This is a genomic window from Micromonospora sp. WMMB235 (genome assembly GCF_001855515.1).
Taxonomy (GTDB): Bacteria; Actinomycetota; Actinomycetes; order Mycobacteriales; family Micromonosporaceae; genus Micromonospora; species Micromonospora aurantiaca.
In genome coordinates, this window is sequence record NZ_MDRX01000001.1 from 5,796,004 (window position 1) to 5,812,431 (window position 16,428).

The 16,428-nt window shown below is 73.4% G+C and carries 9 protein-coding genes; 8 read left to right on the plus strand and 1 reads right to left on the minus strand.

What is annotated here, in order from left to right:
- Positions 1–333 precede the first annotated feature (333 nt).
- Both ileS and BFV98_RS25805 read left to right on the plus strand, forming a co-directional pair.
- Positions 334–3,480, plus strand: a complete 3,147-nt coding sequence (gene ileS / locus BFV98_RS25800) for an isoleucine--tRNA ligase (RefSeq protein WP_013288020.1) — start codon at positions 334–336, stop codon at positions 3,478–3,480.
- A gap of 157 nt (positions 3,481–3,637) precedes the next feature.
- Positions 3,638–4,345: a 1-acyl-sn-glycerol-3-phosphate acyltransferase gene (locus tag BFV98_RS25805; RefSeq protein ID WP_013288019.1), complete on the plus strand. Its 708-nt coding sequence runs from the start codon at positions 3,638–3,640 to the stop codon at positions 4,343–4,345.
- 4 nt (positions 4,346–4,349) lie between these two features.
- On the opposite strand, the gene BFV98_RS25810 is transcribed toward BFV98_RS25805, so the two are convergent.
- Positions 4,350–6,218: a hypothetical protein gene (locus BFV98_RS25810; protein WP_071098055.1), complete on the minus strand. Its 1,869-nt coding sequence runs from the start codon at positions 6,216–6,218 to the stop codon at positions 4,350–4,352.
- A 205-nt stretch (positions 6,219–6,423) separates the two neighbouring features.
- On the opposite strand from BFV98_RS25810, the gene BFV98_RS25815 reads away from it, so the two are divergent.
- From BFV98_RS25815 to BFV98_RS25840, 6 genes are all read left to right on the plus strand, one after another.
- Positions 6,424–8,409, plus strand: a complete 1,986-nt coding sequence (locus tag BFV98_RS25815) for a TIGR03960 family B12-binding radical SAM protein (RefSeq protein ID WP_013288017.1) — start codon at positions 6,424–6,426, stop codon at positions 8,407–8,409.
- Between the two features lie 169 nt (positions 8,410–8,578).
- Positions 8,579–9,016 carry a hypothetical protein gene (locus BFV98_RS25820; RefSeq protein ID WP_013288016.1) on the plus strand — a complete coding sequence of 146 codons (438 nt, stop codon included), beginning with the start codon at positions 8,579–8,581 and terminating at the stop codon, positions 9,014–9,016.
- A 13-nt stretch (positions 9,017–9,029) separates the two neighbouring features.
- A complete protein-coding gene (locus BFV98_RS33015) occupies positions 9,030–10,505 on the plus strand; it encodes a hypothetical protein (protein WP_071098057.1) in 1,476 nt (491 codons plus the stop codon).
- A 10-nt stretch (positions 10,506–10,515) separates the two neighbouring features.
- Positions 10,516–11,940, plus strand: a complete 1,425-nt coding sequence (gene mycP / locus BFV98_RS25830) for a type VII secretion-associated serine protease mycosin (protein ID WP_030275354.1) — start codon at positions 10,516–10,518, stop codon at positions 11,938–11,940.
- A gap of 322 nt (positions 11,941–12,262) precedes the next feature.
- Positions 12,263–12,982, plus strand: a complete 720-nt coding sequence (locus BFV98_RS25835) for a TIGR03936 family radical SAM-associated protein (protein WP_083395316.1) — start codon at positions 12,263–12,265, stop codon at positions 12,980–12,982.
- Positions 12,983–13,112: 130 nt separating this feature from the next.
- Positions 13,113–16,382, plus strand: a complete 3,270-nt coding sequence (locus tag BFV98_RS25840) for an Rne/Rng family ribonuclease (protein ID WP_030274600.1) — start codon at positions 13,113–13,115, stop codon at positions 16,380–16,382.
- The last annotated feature ends 46 nt before the right edge of the window (positions 16,383–16,428 follow it).

Below are 16,428 nucleotides of genomic sequence, written 5' to 3' on the forward strand. Positions count from 1 at the left end.
CAACTTCATGATCGACGGGGCAGGGGCGGGGCGGGGAGAGGCGGGGCGGGTGATACTCGGCGGCGCGGTGGGTGGGGGGTCGAGTACGCTTGACGGGCACAGGCGACGACCCGGCCATCACCGGCGAGCCTCCGGAAGAACGGCCGGGTCACCGGCTCAGTAGAACCGGACGGGACCGGCCCGTCACAGCCGGCCAACGAGCGGGCGGTCGCACCTCGGCCGCCAAGCGGGGTGGTACCGCGGGCCACACCCGGGCGCCGGTCACGGCGTACCGGATTCGGCTCGTCCTCGCAGACCACGGACGAGTGAGCTGCTGAGGGAGAGCGACAGGCGATGGCCTATCCGTTGCACGACCCGACCGGCGCCGGTGTACCGGCGAGCCCGGACCTGCCCGCGGTCGAGCGCCGGGTGCTGGAGCACTGGACGGCCGACAAGACCTTCGAGGCGTCAGTCGAGGCCCGCGACGCCGGCCGGGACGGCGAGAACGAGTACGTCTTCTACGACGGCCCGCCGTTCGCCAACGGCCTGCCGCACTACGGCCACCTGTTCACCGGCTACGTCAAGGACGTGGTGCCGCGCTACCAGACCATGCGTGGCAGGCACGTCGAGCGCCGGTTCGGCTGGGACTGCCACGGCCTGCCCGCCGAGGTGGTGGCCGAGAAGCAGCTCGGCATCACCACCAAGGCGGAGATCCTCGACCTCGGCGTGGCCCGGTTCAACGACGCCTGCCGCACGTCGGTGCTGGAGTTCACCCACGACTGGGAGCGGTACGTCACCCGGCAGGCCCGCTGGGTCGACTTCGCCAACGACTACAAGACGCTCGATCTGGACTACATGGAAAGCGTCATGTGGGCCTTCAAGACCCTGCACGACAAGGGTCTGGTCTACGAGGGCTTCCGGGTGCTCGCGTACTGCTGGCGGTGCGAGACGCCGCTGTCGAACACCGAGACCCGGATGGACGACGTCTACCGGGACCGGCACGACCCGACGCTCACCGTCTGGTTCGAGCTGACCGCCGACGAGAACGCGCCGGAGCCGCTGCGCGGGCCGGTCAAGCTGGGCGTCTGGACGACCACGCCGTGGACGCTGCCGTCGAACCTGGCGCTCGCCGTCGGCCCCGACATCGAGTACGCGCTGCTGGAACGCGACGGTGAGCGCTACGTCGTCGGCGCCGCGCGCCTCGGCGCGTACGCCAAGGAACTGGAGGGGTACGAGCAGGTCGGCACCGTGTACGGCCGCGACCTGGTCGGACGCCGCTACACGCCGCTGTACGACTTCCTCGTCGAGCCGGCCGGCCCGAACGCGTACCAGGTGCTCGGCGCGGACTTCGTGACCACCGAGGACGGCACCGGGATCGTCCACCTGGCGCCCGCCTTCGGTGAGGACGACCAGAACACCTGCAACGCCGCCGGCATCCCCACCGTCGTGACGGTGGACGACCACACCCGGTTCACCGCGCTGGTCCCGCCGTACCAGGGCGAGCAGGTCTTCGACGTGAACAAGCCGGTGATCCGGGAGCTGAAGGAGCGGGGGGTGGTGCTGCGGCAGGACACCTACACCCACTCCTACCCGCACTGCTGGCGCTGCGACACCCCGCTGGTCTACAAGGCGGTGTCGTCGTGGTTCGTCGCCGTGTCGACGTTCAAGGACCGGATGGTCGAGCTGAACCAGCAGATCAACTGGACCCCCGGGCACATCAAGGACGGCTCGTTCGGCAAGTGGCTGGCGAACGCCCGGGACTGGTCGATCAGCCGGAACCGGTTCTGGGGCTCGCCGATCCCGGTGTGGAAGTCCGACGACCCGAACCACCCGCGGGTGGACGTGTACGGCTCGCTGGAGCAGATCGAGCGGGACTTCGGCGTACGCCTGACCGACCTGCACCGGCCGGCGGTGGACGACCTGGTCCGCCCCAACCCGGACGACCCGACGGGCAAGTCGATGATGCGCCGGGTGCCGGAGGTGCTGGACTGCTGGTTCGAGTCCGGCTCGATGCCGTTCGCCCAGGTGCACTACCCGTTCGAGAACCGCGAGTGGTTCGAGCACCACTACCCGGGTGACTTCATCGTCGAGTACATCGGGCAGACCCGCGGCTGGTTCTACACCATGCACGTGCTGGCCACCGCGCTGTTCGACAGGCCGGCGTTCCGCAACTGCCTGAGCCACGGCATCCTGCTCGGCTCGGACGGGCGCAAGATGTCCAAGAGCCTGCGCAACTACCCGGACGTCTACCACGTGTTCGACTCCTACGGGTCGGACGCGATGCGGTGGATGCTGATGTCCTCGCCGGTGCTGCGCGGCGGCGACATGGCGGTCACCGAGTCGGGCATCCGGGACGCGGTGCGCCAGGTGCTGCTGCCGCTGTGGAACGTCTGGTACTTCTTCTCGCTGTACGCCAACGCCGACGGCCACACCGCGCGTCGTCGTACCGACTCCACGAACGTGCTCGACCGGTACGTGCTGGCGAAGACGAACGAGCTGGTGGCGACCGTCGGCGCGCAGATGGACGCGTACGACATCTCCGGTGCGTGCGCCACCGTGCGGTCCTACCTGGACGCGCTGACGAACTGGTACGTGCGCCGGTCCCGGGACCGCTTCTGGGCCGGCGACGCGGACGCGTTCGACACGCTCTGGACCGTGCTGGAGACGCTCTGCCGGGTGGTGGCGCCGCTGGCGCCGCTGACCGCCGAGGAGATCTGGCGCGGGCTGACCGGCGAGCGGTCGGTGCACCTGACCGACTGGCCGCAGGCGGAGGAGTTCCCGGCCGACCACGAGCTGGTCTCCGCGATGGACAACGTCCGGGCGGTCGCCTCGGCGGCGCTGTCGCTGCGCAAGGCCAAGGGCCTGCGGGTACGGCTGCCGCTGGCGAAGCTCACAGTGGCGTCGCCCGTCGCCGCCCAGCTGCGGCCCTTCGCCGACCTGGTCGCCGACGAGGTGAACGTCAAGGAGGTCGTGCTCACCGACGAGGTGTCCGCGTACTGCCAGCAGGTGCTCACCGTGGTGCCGCGGGCGCTCGGCCCGCGCGTCGGCAAGGCCGTCCAGCAGGTCATCAAGGCGGTCAAGGCGGGGGAGTGGGAGCTGCGCGACGGCGCCCCGGTCGCCGCCGGGGTCACGCTCGCCGAGGGCGAGTACGAGCTGCGCCTGGTCGCCGCCGACGCCGAGCACTCCGCGCCGCTGCCCGGCGGTGAGGGAGTGGTCGTGCTGGACACCGAGGTCACACCGGAACTCGCAGCCGAAGGGCTGGCCCGGGACGTGGTCCGGGTCGTGCAGCAGGCCCGCCGGGAGGCCGACCTCGACGTGTCCGACCGGATCACGGTGGCCGTCTCCGCCTCGGAGGAGGTGCGCGCGGCCGTCGCCGCGTACACCGGGTTCGTGGCCCGGGAGGTGCTCGCCGACAGCATCGACTTCGCCGAGGGCCTCGACGGCTTCGACGGTGAGGCCGGCGAGGGCGAGCGCGTGACAGTGACGGTCCGCAAGGTGTGATGTAAGGCGGGGGCCCTTCTTAACGCCTCAGGTAGAGGAGGGGCCCCTGCTTAACACCCGCACCCAGCGAGTGGACTGCGGACCACCCGCTCGGTGGCGGACGGCCGCGTCGGCTACCGTGACAGCGCCTGTTTCACGTACGACCGCCGGAGGACCCGTGCCCCTGCTCTACACCATCGGCAAGCTCACCGTGGCGCCCGCGCTCCGGTTGGCCTTCCGTCCGCACGTGGAGGGTTTGGAGCACATCCCGGCGACCGGCGGCGCGATCTTCGCCAGCAACCACCTCTCCGTCGCCGACGAACTGCTCCTCGGCACCGTGGTGCCCCGCCACCTGGCGTTCTGGGCCAAGTCGGAGTACTTCAAGGGCACCGGGCTCAAGGGCGGCTTCTCCAAGTTCGTGCTCACCGGGCTGGGCGCGATCCCGGTCGAGCGGGCCGGCGGCCGGGCCGCGCTGACCGCGTTCGACGCGGCGATCCCGGTGCTCAAGGCCGGTGACCTGGTCGCCGTCTACCCGGAGGGCACCCGCTCCCCGGACGGGCGTCTCTACCGCGGGCGCACCGGCACCGTCCGGCTGGCGATCGCCGCCGGCGTGCCGATCATCCCGGTCGGCGTGACCGGCACCGACAAGGCCCAGCCGATCGGTACGCGGATCCCGCGACCGGGCCGCGCCAAGATCACCATCAAGTTCGGCAAGCCGCTGGACTTCACCGGCCGCCCCGACGACCGCACCTCGCTGCGCGCGATGACCGACGAGATGATGGCCGAGATCCAGAAGCTCAGCGGCCAGGAGTACGTCCCGCGCTACGCCCCGAAGCGCGCCGACCAGACCGCAGGCGACCAGGCCGGCGGCGAGCAGACCGCCTGAGCGGTCAGGACTTCGGCACCACCACGCGCTGGCGCAGGTCGTTCAGCAGCCGCCCGCTGTCGTCCACCGACAGCCGGGTGAACACACCCGTGGTGAGGCTGCCGTGGTCGGCCGAGACGCAGACCACCACCGAGTCGCCGTCCGCCCGGCCCACGGCGCAGCGCTCGTGGCGCCCCCGTACGCCGGTGTCCACGGCCACCGACTCCTTCAGGGCGTAGTCCCCGGCGAGGCGGTCGAGTTCCGCCTTGGCGTCCGACTCCGGGCTGAACCGCAGCCCGGTGCTGCCGAACAACGTCACCCGCTTGCCGTCGTTCGTGCTGTAGATGCCGGCGAACGTGTCCTCGGCGAGCAGGTTCGCCTCGCGTACCTGGGATTTCAGCTCCTCGGCGGCGGTTCGGCTGCTCTCGTCCTGGCGCAGCCGCATCGAGTCGATCTGGTCCGGGAGGGTGGCGCTGGCCGGGTACTGGCTGGAGATCGGCTGGAACCACCAGAGCGGGAGGCCGCAGCAGCAGGCGACGGAGAGCAGCAGCACCCAGGGCCAGCGGCGCCGGCGGCGGGTCCGCTTGGGCGGCTGCTGCCAGCCCGGCGGCGGTGCGACAGGCGGGCCGGCCTTGCCCCGGCGCTGCTTCGGCGGCCGTCCGGGCTTCGCCGGCGGAGCGACGGGCGCCGCGGGCGGCAGCGGCCGGGCGGCGGGCGGACCGGGGTGGTGCGGCGGCGAGACCGGCCGGGCCGGTCCGGGGTACGGCGGGCTGTGCGGCGGTGGTGAGACCGGCCGGGCTGCGGGCGGCGCGGGACGGGCCGGTGGCGCCGGTTGCGGGGCGGGGTGGGCCGCCGGTGGCGCCGGATGGGCCGGGTGGGGGTTGTCCGGCGCGGCCCAGGGCGCGGTGTAGGGCAGCGTCGGCGTCGGCGGCGGCAGTTCGGGGGCGTGCAGCTCCCAGCCGGTGGTGTCCACCCCCGCCCACGGGTCGACCGGCGTGGCGTGCTCCGGCGATGCCAGCGGCGGCACCGGCGTGGGCTCGGCGGACTCGCCCCAGGCGGGCCGTCGCGGTGGCGGTGGCGGGACGGCGGCGGAACCGCTCCAGCGGGGCGCGGGCGCGTCGACCCGGGTCGGATCGGGGGTGTTCTCCACGCGGGTCGGGTCCGGCGTGTTCGCCGACGGCATGCGGTCTTGGGCGTTCTCGACCTTGGTGGGGTCAGGCGTGGCCGCGGCCCGGGGCGGCTGCGGCGCGACGTCGATCCGGGTCGGATCCGGCTGCCGCCCGGTCCGGGGAGTGGGTACGGGTGTGGTGCGGCCCGGAACCGCCGCGGATCCCCGAGCCCGGATGACCGGTACGGGCGGAGTGCCGCCCGGCGCTCCGGCGTCGGCAGTCGGAGCCTCGTCGCCGATAGGCGCGTCGGCCGGCGTTCCGGCGTTGCCGGAGAGGGCGTCGGCGGTCGTCGCGCTCGCCTGGGGGCCGGCCCTGCCGGTGGGGGCGGCGGCGTCGTCGGCCGGTGGGTGCGGGCTCGCGCTGTCGAGCGGGGCGGTGCTGGCCGGGTCCGCCGGTTCGGCTGCTTGGTCCCGCCGTGCCGGTTCAGCCTGCTCGGACGGTTCCGGGCGGTCGTCCCGCAGCGCCTGCTCGGCCGGCTCGTCCGGCCGCGCGGTTCCGGCCTGCTCCGACTGCTCGCTGGGCTCGCTGTCGGCGGCGCCGGACGGCTGGTCGGCCGCCGTCGCGCCGGAGGTCCGGTCGTCGGCGGCCTCCGGTGTGCCGGGCGGGGACGCCGGAGCCGAGGCGCCCGTGGCGTCCTCGGTGTCGGCGGCGGTCGCCGGCTCGGTGACGGACGGCATCTCGGCCCCGTCGGCCGGCCGGTCCGCCCCCGGCTGCGGCTGCGGCATCGCGGCAATCTCCTCTCGGCCCGTTGCGAGGTTAGTACCGCCCCGCCACCCGGGACGAATTCCGCCCCGGTCCCCGGCCCCACTCCGGTGATCAAGGAGTTCGTGCCCGTGGAAGCGCCGGACAGCACACAAACTCCTTGATCAACGCGGCGGACACGGGCGCGGGCGCGGGAGAAGGCGGGGGCACCGCGTACGCTTGGGCATCATGAGTGCCCCGTCCACGACCCCGCGTCCCGCCGCCGCCAACTCGGTCTGGCCCCGGCTGGAGCCGTTGCTGCCGCAGGTGACCAAGCCCATCCAGTACGTGGGTGGAGAGCTGGGAGCGGTGGTCAAGGACTGGGACGCCGCGACCGTCCGGTGGGCGCTGATGTACCCGGACGCGTACGAGGTGGGCCTGCCCAACCAGGGCGTGCAGATCCTGTACGAGGTGCTCAACGAGCTGCCCGACGTGCTGGCCGAGCGGACGTACGCGGTCTGGCCCGACCTGGAGAAGCTGATGCGCGCCCACGGCGTGCCGCAGTTCACCGTCGACGCCCACCGCCCGGTGCGTGACTTCGACGTGTTCGGCGTCTCGTTCTCCACCGAGCTGGGCTACACCAACCTGCTCACCGCGATCGACCTGGCCGGCATTCCGCTGCTCGCCGCCGACCGCACCGACGCCGACCCGGTGATCGTGGCCGGCGGGCACGCCGCGTTCAACCCGGAGCCGATCGCCGACTTCGTCGACGCCGCGGTGCTCGGCGACGGCGAGGAGGCGGTGCTGGAGATCACCGCCATCGTCCGGGAGTGGAAGACGGAGGGCTCCCCGGGCGGCCGCGACGAGCTGCTGCTGCGGCTGGCCCGCACCGAGAGCGTGTACGTGCCGCGCTTCTACGACGTCGACTACCTGCCCGACGGCCGGATCCAGCGGGTCGTGCCGAACCGGCCGGACGTGCCGTTCCGGGTGCACAAGCGCACCACCATGGACCTGGACGCCTGGCCGTACCCGAAGAAGCCCCTGGTGCCGCTCGCCGAAACGGTGCACGAGCGGTACGCGGTGGAGATCTTCCGGGGCTGCACCCGTGGCTGCCGGTTCTGCCAGGCCGGCATGATCACCCGCCCGGTGCGGGAGCGGTCGATCACCACCGTCGGCCAGATGGTCAAGGAAGGGCTGGAGTTCTCCGGTTTCCACGAGGTGGGCCTGCTGTCGCTGTCGTCGGCCGACCACTCCGAGATCGGCGACATGTGCTCCGGCCTGGCCGAGCAGTACGCGGGCACGAACGTCTCGCTGTCGCTGCCGTCGACCCGGGTGGACGCGTTCAACATCGACCTGGCCCAGGAGCTGTCCCGCAACGGGCGGCGGACCGGTCTGACCTTCGCGCCCGAGGGCGGGTCGGAGCGGATCCGCAAGGTGATCAACAAGATGGTGTCGAAGGAAGACCTCATCCGTACGGTGGTCACCGCGTACTCCAACGGCTGGCGGCAGGTGAAGCTCTACTTCATGTGCGGCCTGCCCACCGAGACCGACGAGGACGTCCTCGAGATCGCCGACATGGCGCACGAGGTGATCCGGGCCGGCCGCGCGGCCACCGGGTCGAAGGACATCCGCTGCACGGTCTCCATCGGCGGGTTCGTGCCGAAGCCGCACACCCCGTTCCAGTGGGCCTCGATGGAGCGGCCGGAGGTCATCGACGGCCGGCTCAAGCTGCTCAAGCAGGCGATCAACAGCGACCGGTCGCTGGGCCGGGCGATCGGCTTCCGCTACCACGACGGCGAGCCGTCGCTGATCGAGGGCCTGCTCTCCCGGGGCGACCGCCGGGTCGGCGCGGTGATCCGCAAGGTCTGGGAGAACGGCGGCCGGTTCGACGGCTGGAGCGAGCACTTCTCCTACCAGCGGTGGGTGGACGCCGCCACCGAGGTGCTGCCGGCGTACGGCGTGGACCTCGACTGGTACACCACCCGGCAGCGCGAGGAGCTGGAGGTCCTGCCCTGGGACCACCTCGACTCCGGCCTGGACAAGGACTGGCTCTGGCAGGACTGGCAGGACTCGCTGTCGGAGTACGAGCAGGACGACTGCCGCTGGACGCCCTGCTTCGACTGCGGCGTCTGCCCGTCCATGGACACCGAGATCCAGATCGGCCCGACCGGCCGCAAGCTGCTGCCGCTCACCCCGGTCAACGGGCTGAAGCTGCCCGCAGCAGCCCAGGGCTGACGCCGCCCGCACTCACCGGAGCGCGGGAACCCGACCGGGTTCCCGCGCTCCGTCGTCCTTCCCGGTGACCGTCGCGGTACGCGGGGTGGGGGTGCCCCGACTGGTCCTTCCTCGATACGCTGCGTCCGTAATGGACCGGCCGGGGCCGGCAGCGGGGAGGACAGGCAGCATGGGCATCAATCCGCCGGACACCGGCGATCTGCACGTCAGCGTCGAGGACCTGGATGCGGCGGCCGAGTACATCGAGCGCCTCAAGCAGTACGTCGAGGACACCATCTCCTGGGAGATGGAGCGCATCAAGGAGCGGATGAAGGGCGACAGCGGCAACGCGCAGACGGTGCCCAACGGCACCCCGTTCGGCGCGTACGAGGACGCCCGGATGCAGTGGCAGGCGCTGACCACGTCCACCGCCAGCATGGAGGCCCACCTCAAGGCCATCTCCATGAAGCTGGCCGGCCTGAAGCAGGGCACACAGGACATCGCCAAGGCGTTCCGCGACGCCGAGGCCCGCAACGCGGCCAACGGCAAGGACATCGAGCGTCTGCTGGAGTCCGCGGCCCCGCCGCCGGACGCCGGTCAGCAGCCCACCTACCCGTACACGGCCTGAGGGGGAGACGGTCATGGCAGGAGGCACCTGGGAGCGTTGCGTCCGTGAGGTGACGCTCTCGGCGGACCCGGAAACCGTCGGATCGGTCGGCGCGGGCTGGAAGAACCTCTCCACGGCGCTCGGCCACCTACGCGACTCGCTGGTGGGCCGTTCGTTCGTCGGCCCGATCGCGGCCGGCCAGGAGCGCCCGCACACCGGCGGCCTGCCCGGGATGCTCGCCGGCTGGAAGGGCAGCGGCGGCGACGCGTACCGCGAGCACCTGTCCGAGATCGGCAAGGACATCGAGGAACTCATCACGCACGCCAGCAACGTCAGCGGCGCGCTGTCGCGGATCGAGGGCGACATCCGTACGGCGGTGGCGAGCATCCCGATCCCGCTGATGGACAACTTCGGCTGGAACGAGTGGAGTCTGCCCGGCGGCACCGAGCTGGACGACGCGCGCGACGGTGAGAGCCAGTCCGGCTTCCTCGCCGCGCTGCGCAGCGACTACCAGGGCAACCAGGCGTTGTACGCCGACGGCGCGTTCCGCGACAAGGCCGACGACCTCGAAGCCACCATGAAGATCGACGGCAACGCCAGCGACCAGAAGCGGGGCGGCTGGTGGGACACCAAGTCGCACCTCGACAACTGGTACCGCGACAACCAGCAGGCGGCCAACAAGGCGATGTCGCCGCTGCCGGCAGCGGTCGAGGCCGAGCGCCCCAAGCTGGCCGTACCCCGTCCCACGGACAGCGAACTGGGCGACGGCTACCGCGGCGACCCGCGCGTTCCCCCGACGGGTGTGCCCGGCGGCGGCCTGCCGGGTGGCGGCGCGCCCGGCGGCGGCATGCCCGGCGGTGGCGGCCCCATGCCGTCCATCGGCAGCACCGGCATCGGTGGTGGCACGCCCGGCGGCGGTTCGTTCACGCCGCCCCCGGGTGGGCCCGGCGGCGGCATCCCCGGCGGCGGCTCCTACACCCCGCCGACCACCGGGGGGATCCCCGAGCTCGGTGGCGCGCCCGGCTCGGGCACCCCGGAGTACGGCAGTGGTCTGGCCGGCGCGGGCGGGCCCGGCACGATCACCGCAGGCGGGCCGGGCACGCTCGGTCTGGGCGGCGGTGGCGCGGGTGGACTGAGCGCCGGTGGCGGCGGCTTCGGCGGTGGTGGCGCCGGCCTGGGCTCGGCTGGCGGGATCGGCGGCGGTGGGATCGGCGCGGCCGGCGGCATGGCCATGGGCGGCCTGCCCGGCATGGTCGGCGGCGGCAACGGCAAGGTTCCGCCACTGACCAGCGCGGCCAGCGCGTTGAAGGCCGCGGCCGCGGCGGGACCGGGCGGCGCGGGCGGCGCGCGTGGCGGGATGGCCGGCGCCGGGATGATGGGCGGCGGAATGATGGGCGGTCACGGCGGCGCCGGTCACGGCGGCGACGCGGCGGGGCACTCGTCATGGTTGACTGAGGACGACGATCCGTGGGGTGCCGGTGACGGTGCGTCCCCGGGCATCCTGCGATGAGGACGGACGGATGAAGGTGCACGTCGGCGCGCTCCGGCCGGTGACGGCCGGTCTGCTTGCCGGACTGATGCTGCTGGGTGCCGCCCAGCCGGCGGTGGCCGCGCCGCGCCGCGCCGAGCAGTGGTATCTGGACGAGCTGCGGATCGACCGGGCGCATCAGATCTCCACCGGGCGGGGCGTCGTCGTCGGCGTGCTGGACACCGGTGTGGACGCCGGGCACCCCGACATGCGGGGCCGGGTCCTGGCCGGGGGCAGCACCCGTGACTCCGGCGACGGCCGGCGCGACCCGGACGGCCACGGCACCCACATGGCCGGGATCATCGCGGCCAACGGGACCGGGGTGGTCGGCATCGCGCCCGACGCCCGGATCCTGCCCATCCGGAAGCCCGTCGGCGCGGCGGCCACCAAGGACGACTCCGCGACCGGCATCCGGATGGCCGTCGACGGCGGTGCGAAGGTGCTCAACCTGTCGTACGGCGGCGCCGGGCCCGTGGAGGAGGTCGAGGAGGCCGCGATCCGGTACGCGCTGGAGCGCGACGTGGTCGTGGTGGCCGCCGCCGGCAACGTCCGGCAGGCCGGCCCGGACGTCGTCTCACCGGCCAAGATCCCCGGCGTGATCGCGGTGACCGGCACGGTCCGGGGCGGGGGTTTCTGGTCCGGATCGGCCCAGGGCCCGGAAGCGGTGATCGCCGCGCCCGGCGACGAGGTCTACAACATCGGCCCGGACCGGGGCTACGGCTGGGGGGACGGCACATCCGACGCCGCCGCCGTCGTCTCCGGTGTCGCGGCGCTGATCCGGTCGAAGCACCCGAAGCTCTCCGCGCCCGACGTGATCAACCGGATGATCCGTACCGCCCGGGACGCCGGGCCGCCCGGCCGCGACCCGCGGTTCGGCTTCGGCCGGATCGACCCGGTGGCGGCGCTCACCGCAGACGTGCCGTCGGTGTCGGCGAACCCGCTGCTCGGGGCCGCCGCGCCGAGCGCGTCCGCGCCACCGGCCGCCGCCGAGGACGACAACTTCGACGTGACGAAGTACGGCGACCGGGGCGGCCCCACCGACCAGCAGGTGATGGTGATCGGCATCGGCATCGCCGTGGCGCTCGTGGTGCTGCTGGCGCTCGTGGTGTTCCTGATCTGGAACCGCCGCCGTCACCGGCGTGAGCTGGCGAAGGTCGGCTCCATCCCGGACGAGGCACTGGACCGGATGGACGCCGGTGGGCAGGGCCCGCCGGTGCCCGCCGGTCACGCCGCCCCGCCGCCCGGCTACGGCCCACCCGGCGGCTACCCGCCACCCGGCGCGCACCCCCAGCCGGGCGGATACCCCCAGCCGGGTGGGTACCCCCAGCCCGGCGCGGGCGCCTACCCGCCCCAGGGCCAGGCCCACACCCCACCCGGCCAGAGCCCGTACGCCCCACCCGGCAACCCCCGCCCCTGACCGACCCTGCACCCGACCCGCCCCACAAGCCCCCACCCCCACCCCCGCACCGCCCAACCCGACGATCATGAAGTTGACGCCGAAGTTGATCTCCGATTTCGCCGTCAACTTCATGATCGACCGGGTGGAGATGGGGTGGGGTGGGGTGGGGGCGGGGGGCGGGGTTTGTGGGGGTTTGGGGTGGGTGGGGTGGCCCCGGGTGTGGGGCGCGGTGGGCGCTGCGTCAGGATGAGACCGATACGCAGGCACAGCCGAGGAGCTCACGATCGCCAGAAAGCCTCAACCCGAGGGCGGCCAGGCCCCCGTCGTCCAGCGGGTCCGTATCCGGTACGCCAAGCGTGGGCCGCTGCGGTTCACCTCGCACCGGGACTTCGCCCGGGCCTTCGAGCGCGCGCTGCGCCGGGCCGGCGTGCCGATCGCCTTCTCTCAGGGGTTCACCCCGCACCCGAAGATCTCGTACGCCTCGGCCGCCCCGACGGGAGTGGCGAGCGAGGCCGAGTACCTGGAGATCGGGCTCCGTGAGCCGGTCGACCCGGCACGGCTGCGTGAGGCGCTCGACGCCGCTCTCTCGCCCGGGCTCGACGTGATCGACGCGGTGGAGGCCGTCGGTGGCAGCCTGGCGGACCGGATCGAGGCGTCGTACTGGCGGATCGAACTGCCCGAGGTCGACCCGAAGGTGCTCGCGGAGGCCGTGGCTGCCTTCACGGCTGCCGAGGAGATCCAGGTCGAGCGGATGACCAAGCAGGGGCGGCGTACCTTCGACGCCCGTGCGGCAGTGGTGTCGATCGATGCCATGGCTCCGGCTGAGACGCCTTCCGGGGCGGCGGCCGTACCGTGTGCGATACTCGAACTGGTCGTGCGGCAGGTCACCCCGTCCGTTCGGCCCGATGACGTCCTGTCCGGCCTCCGTGCGGTGGCCGCCCTGGAGCCGCCGGTCACCCCGAAGGTGATCCGGCTGGCGCAGGGCACGCTGACCGCGCAGGGCGAGATCGTCGATCCGTTGGAAGCGGATCGCGACGGGGCAACCATCGGAGAGCGCTGACCGTCGGTCAACGCTCTGGCAGGCAGACTTCGGCGGTCGCGCGTTTGCGCGCCCGGCGGAAACACCTTTGCGGCAACCCTGCGTGGCAGCGCTCACCCGCGCCCGGGGCGGCCAGAACTGGAGAACGTCCATGCTCGAGAACGAGCCCGAGGGCGGCGAACGGACCGGCGCAGAGCCGGCCGGGACGACCGCCGACAGCGCCACCACCGCCTCCGGCAGCGCCGCGAGCGCGACCTCTGCCGGCGCCGGGGGAGCCACCACGGAAGGCACCGTGGAGGGCGTCGCGGAGACCAAGCCGCCCGCCCGTAAGCGGGCCAGCCGCCGCAAGGCCGCTCCGCTGAACCAGCCGGAGCAGACCGACGCGCCGGTCGAGGCGTCCACAACGGTGACCGGCAGCGGCGAGTCGCCGCAGGCCGAGGTGCTCGCGCCGGTGGCCGGTGAGTTGGACACCGCGCCGAAGACCACCCGGCGGCGTCGTAAGGCGACGCCGGCGAAGGCGGTCGAGGAGCCGGTGGCCGCGGCCGGTGTGGAGGCCGCCTCGGAGGAGGTCGTGCCGCCGGTCAAGGTGACCCGGACCCGCCGTCGCAAGGCCACGCCGGCTGCCGAGACCGTCGCGCCGGACGAGACCACCGCCGCGGGGCAGGCGCCCGCGGACGGCGTGATCGACGGACCGGTCTCCGCGCCCGGTGGCGACCTGATCGCCGAGGGACGCGCCGACATCGACGGCGGCGAGACCGCCGCACCGGGCGAGGCCGTCACCGCGGGTACCGCCGCCGAGACTGCACCGCAGGCCCCCACCGGCCGGCGCAGGGCCACCACCAGCAGGACCAAGGCCGCCGGCGCCGGCAAGGCGAGCACCGGCGGCATCGGTGAGACCACCGGCGAGGACGTCGAGGACGCCGAGGCCGAGGCCGTGGCAGACGCGAGCGCCGCGGCTGCGCGTACCGAAGAGGTGAACCTGGCCCGCAGCGGCGGCCCGGCCGACGCGACGGGCGTCGTGTCGACGGGTGCCGCCGTGCCGCGCGCGGCCGAGGAGCCGGCCGAGACGCCGCCGGCCACCAGCCGCCGGCGTCGTGCCGCGCTCTCCGCGCCGACCGTCCTGTTCATGGCGCCGCAGCCCGACGAGGCGCCGGCCGTCCAGGTGACGTACCCGGCCGCCGAGGAGCCGATCGAGGAAGCGGTCGAGACCGGCCGGCGCCGCCGTCGCGGCCGCCGTGAGGTCGAGCCGGTCGAGGCCGAGGTCGAGCCGGAGGTCGCCGAGGAGGAGCTCGCCGCCGAGGCCGAGGAGACCGCCGAGGGGGACGAGGACGACGAGACGGCCGCGGGCCGGCGTCGCCGCCGCCGGGGCCGCCGGGGTCGTGGCCGGGGCAAGGGCGGCGCGGACGAGGCCGACGACGAGGACGTCGAGGAGCCCGCCGCGGCCGAGGCCGAGGGTGAGGCCGAGGAGCCGGCGGAGGACGAGGAGGCCGAGGGCGAGGGGATGACCCGTCGCCGTCGCCGTCGTCGCCGCCGGGGCGCCGGCGAGGCGGACACCGCCGCCGAGGACGGCGTGCCGACCGTCGTCAAGATCCGTGAGCCGCGCAAGCCGGTCGACGAGGTGCAGGGTGTCTCCGGCTCGACCCGGCTGGAGGCCAAGCGGCAACGCCGGCGGGACGGCCGCGAGCAGCGGCGTACGCGGCCGCCGATCCTGAGCGAGTCGGAGTTCCTGGCCCGCCGCGAGGCGGTGGACCGGGTGATGGTGGTCCGCCAGCGCGGCGACCGCACCCAGATCGCGGTGCTCGAGGACGGCGTGCTCGTGGAGCACTACGTCACGCGGAACTCGTCCGGCACGATGGCCGGAAACGTCTACCTGGGCAAGGTCCAGAACGTTCTGCCGAGCATGGAGGCGGCCTTCGTCGACATCGGGCGCGGGCGCAACGCGGTCCTGTACGCCGGTGAGGTCAACTGGGACGCCACCGGCCTGGAGGGCCGGGCCCGCTCGATCGAGCAGGCGCTGCGCTCCGGCGACTCGGTCCTGGTGCAGGTGACCAAGGACCCGATCGGGCACAAGGGCGCGCGGCTGACCAGCCACATCGCGCTCTCCGGCCGGCACCTAGTCTACGTGCCCAACGGCAACGCCTCCGGGATCAGCCGCAAGCTGCCCGACACCGAGCGCAAGCGGCTGCGGGACGTGCTGAAGAAGCTGGTGCCGGACGGCGCCGGGGTGATCGTCCGGACCGCGGCCGAGGGTGCCAGCGAGGACGAGCTGGCGCGCGACGTCAAGCGGCTCCAGGCGCAGTGGGAGGACATCCAGGCCAAGGCGACCGAGGGCGGCGCTCCGGTGCTGCTCTACGAGGAGCCGGACCTGGTCATCCGCGTGGTCCGGGACCTCTTCAACGAGGACTTCCGCGAGCTGGTCATCGAGGGCGAGCCCGCGTACGACCTGGTCGAGTCGTACCTGTCGCACGTGTCGCCGGACCTGGTGGCGCGGCTGCGCCGGCATGCCGGGGTGGCGGACGTGTTCGCCGAGTACCGGATCGACGAGCAGATCCTCAAGGGGCTGGACCGGAAGGTCTTCCTCCCCTCGGGCGGCTCGCTGGTGATCGACCGCACCGAGGCGATGACTGTCGTCGACGTCAACACCGGCAAGTACACCGGCTCCGGTGGCAACCTGGAGGAGACGGTCACCCGCAACAACCTGGAGGCGGCCGAGGAGATCGTGCGCCAGCTGCGGCTGCGCGACCTCGGCGGCATCGTGGTGATCGACTTCATCGACATGGTGCTGGAGTCGAACCGGGAGCTGGTGCTGCGCCGGCTCACCGAGTGCCTCGGCCGGGACCGTACGAAGCACCAGGTCACCGAGATCACCTCGCTCGGCCTGGTGCAGATGACCCGTAAGCGCATCGGCGCGGGCCTGCTGGAGGCGTTCAGCGAGACCTGCGAGTGCTGCAAGGGCCGGGGCGTGATCATCCACACCGAGCCGGTGCCGGAGAAGCCGCGCGGCGGGGCGGGGGAGAAGGTCAAGGCGGTCGCCTCGGCGGTCGCCGCGCCGGCCGAGGAGAAGGGCCGCCGCCGGGGCCGCAAGGCCGCCGCGGAGAAGCCCGCGGTGGAGGCCGCGCCGGAGCAGCCCTCCGCGCAGCCGCAGGCAGTCACCGAGACGCCGGCCGGCCCGGAGCGGACCGTCGCCGAGGTGGTCGAGACCGACGACGACTACTACGACACCCAGGGCTACGACCTGTCCCGGTTCGAGACGGACACGCCCGCCGCCCCGGCGATCGCGGACAGCCAGGAGGGCGACTCGGCCCGGCTGGCCGCCGCCGACGACCCGGACGCGATCGGTGACGGAGACAACGACGACGACAGCGGCGCCCCGCGTCGGCGGGCGCGCCGTGGTGGTGCCCGGCGGCGTACGCGGCCGTGAGGCTTTAGCGCGCTGACCTGCGCGAACAGGGCCCCCGATCCGCCGG

Excerpts from the sequence above, each read along its gene's own strand:
- BFV98_RS25820 (WP_013288016.1), top strand. The coding sequence starts at position 8,579 with ATGGGCATCAATCCGCCGGACACCGGCGATCTGCACGTCAGCGTCGAG.
- ileS (WP_013288020.1), top strand. The coding sequence starts at position 334 with ATGGCCTATCCGTTGCACGACCCGACCGGCGCCGGTGTACCGGCGAGC.
- BFV98_RS25810 (WP_071098055.1), bottom strand. The coding sequence starts at position 6,218 with ATGCCGCAGCCGCAGCCGGGGGCGGACCGGCCGGCCGACGGGGCCGAG.
- BFV98_RS25840 (WP_030274600.1), top strand. The coding sequence starts at position 13,113 with ATGCTCGAGAACGAGCCCGAGGGCGGCGAACGGACCGGCGCAGAGCCG.
- BFV98_RS25815 (WP_013288017.1), top strand. The coding sequence starts at position 6,424 with ATGAGTGCCCCGTCCACGACCCCGCGTCCCGCCGCCGCCAACTCGGTC.
- BFV98_RS33015 (WP_071098057.1), top strand. The coding sequence starts at position 9,030 with ATGGCAGGAGGCACCTGGGAGCGTTGCGTCCGTGAGGTGACGCTCTCG.
- mycP (WP_030275354.1), top strand. The coding sequence starts at position 10,516 with ATGAAGGTGCACGTCGGCGCGCTCCGGCCGGTGACGGCCGGTCTGCTT.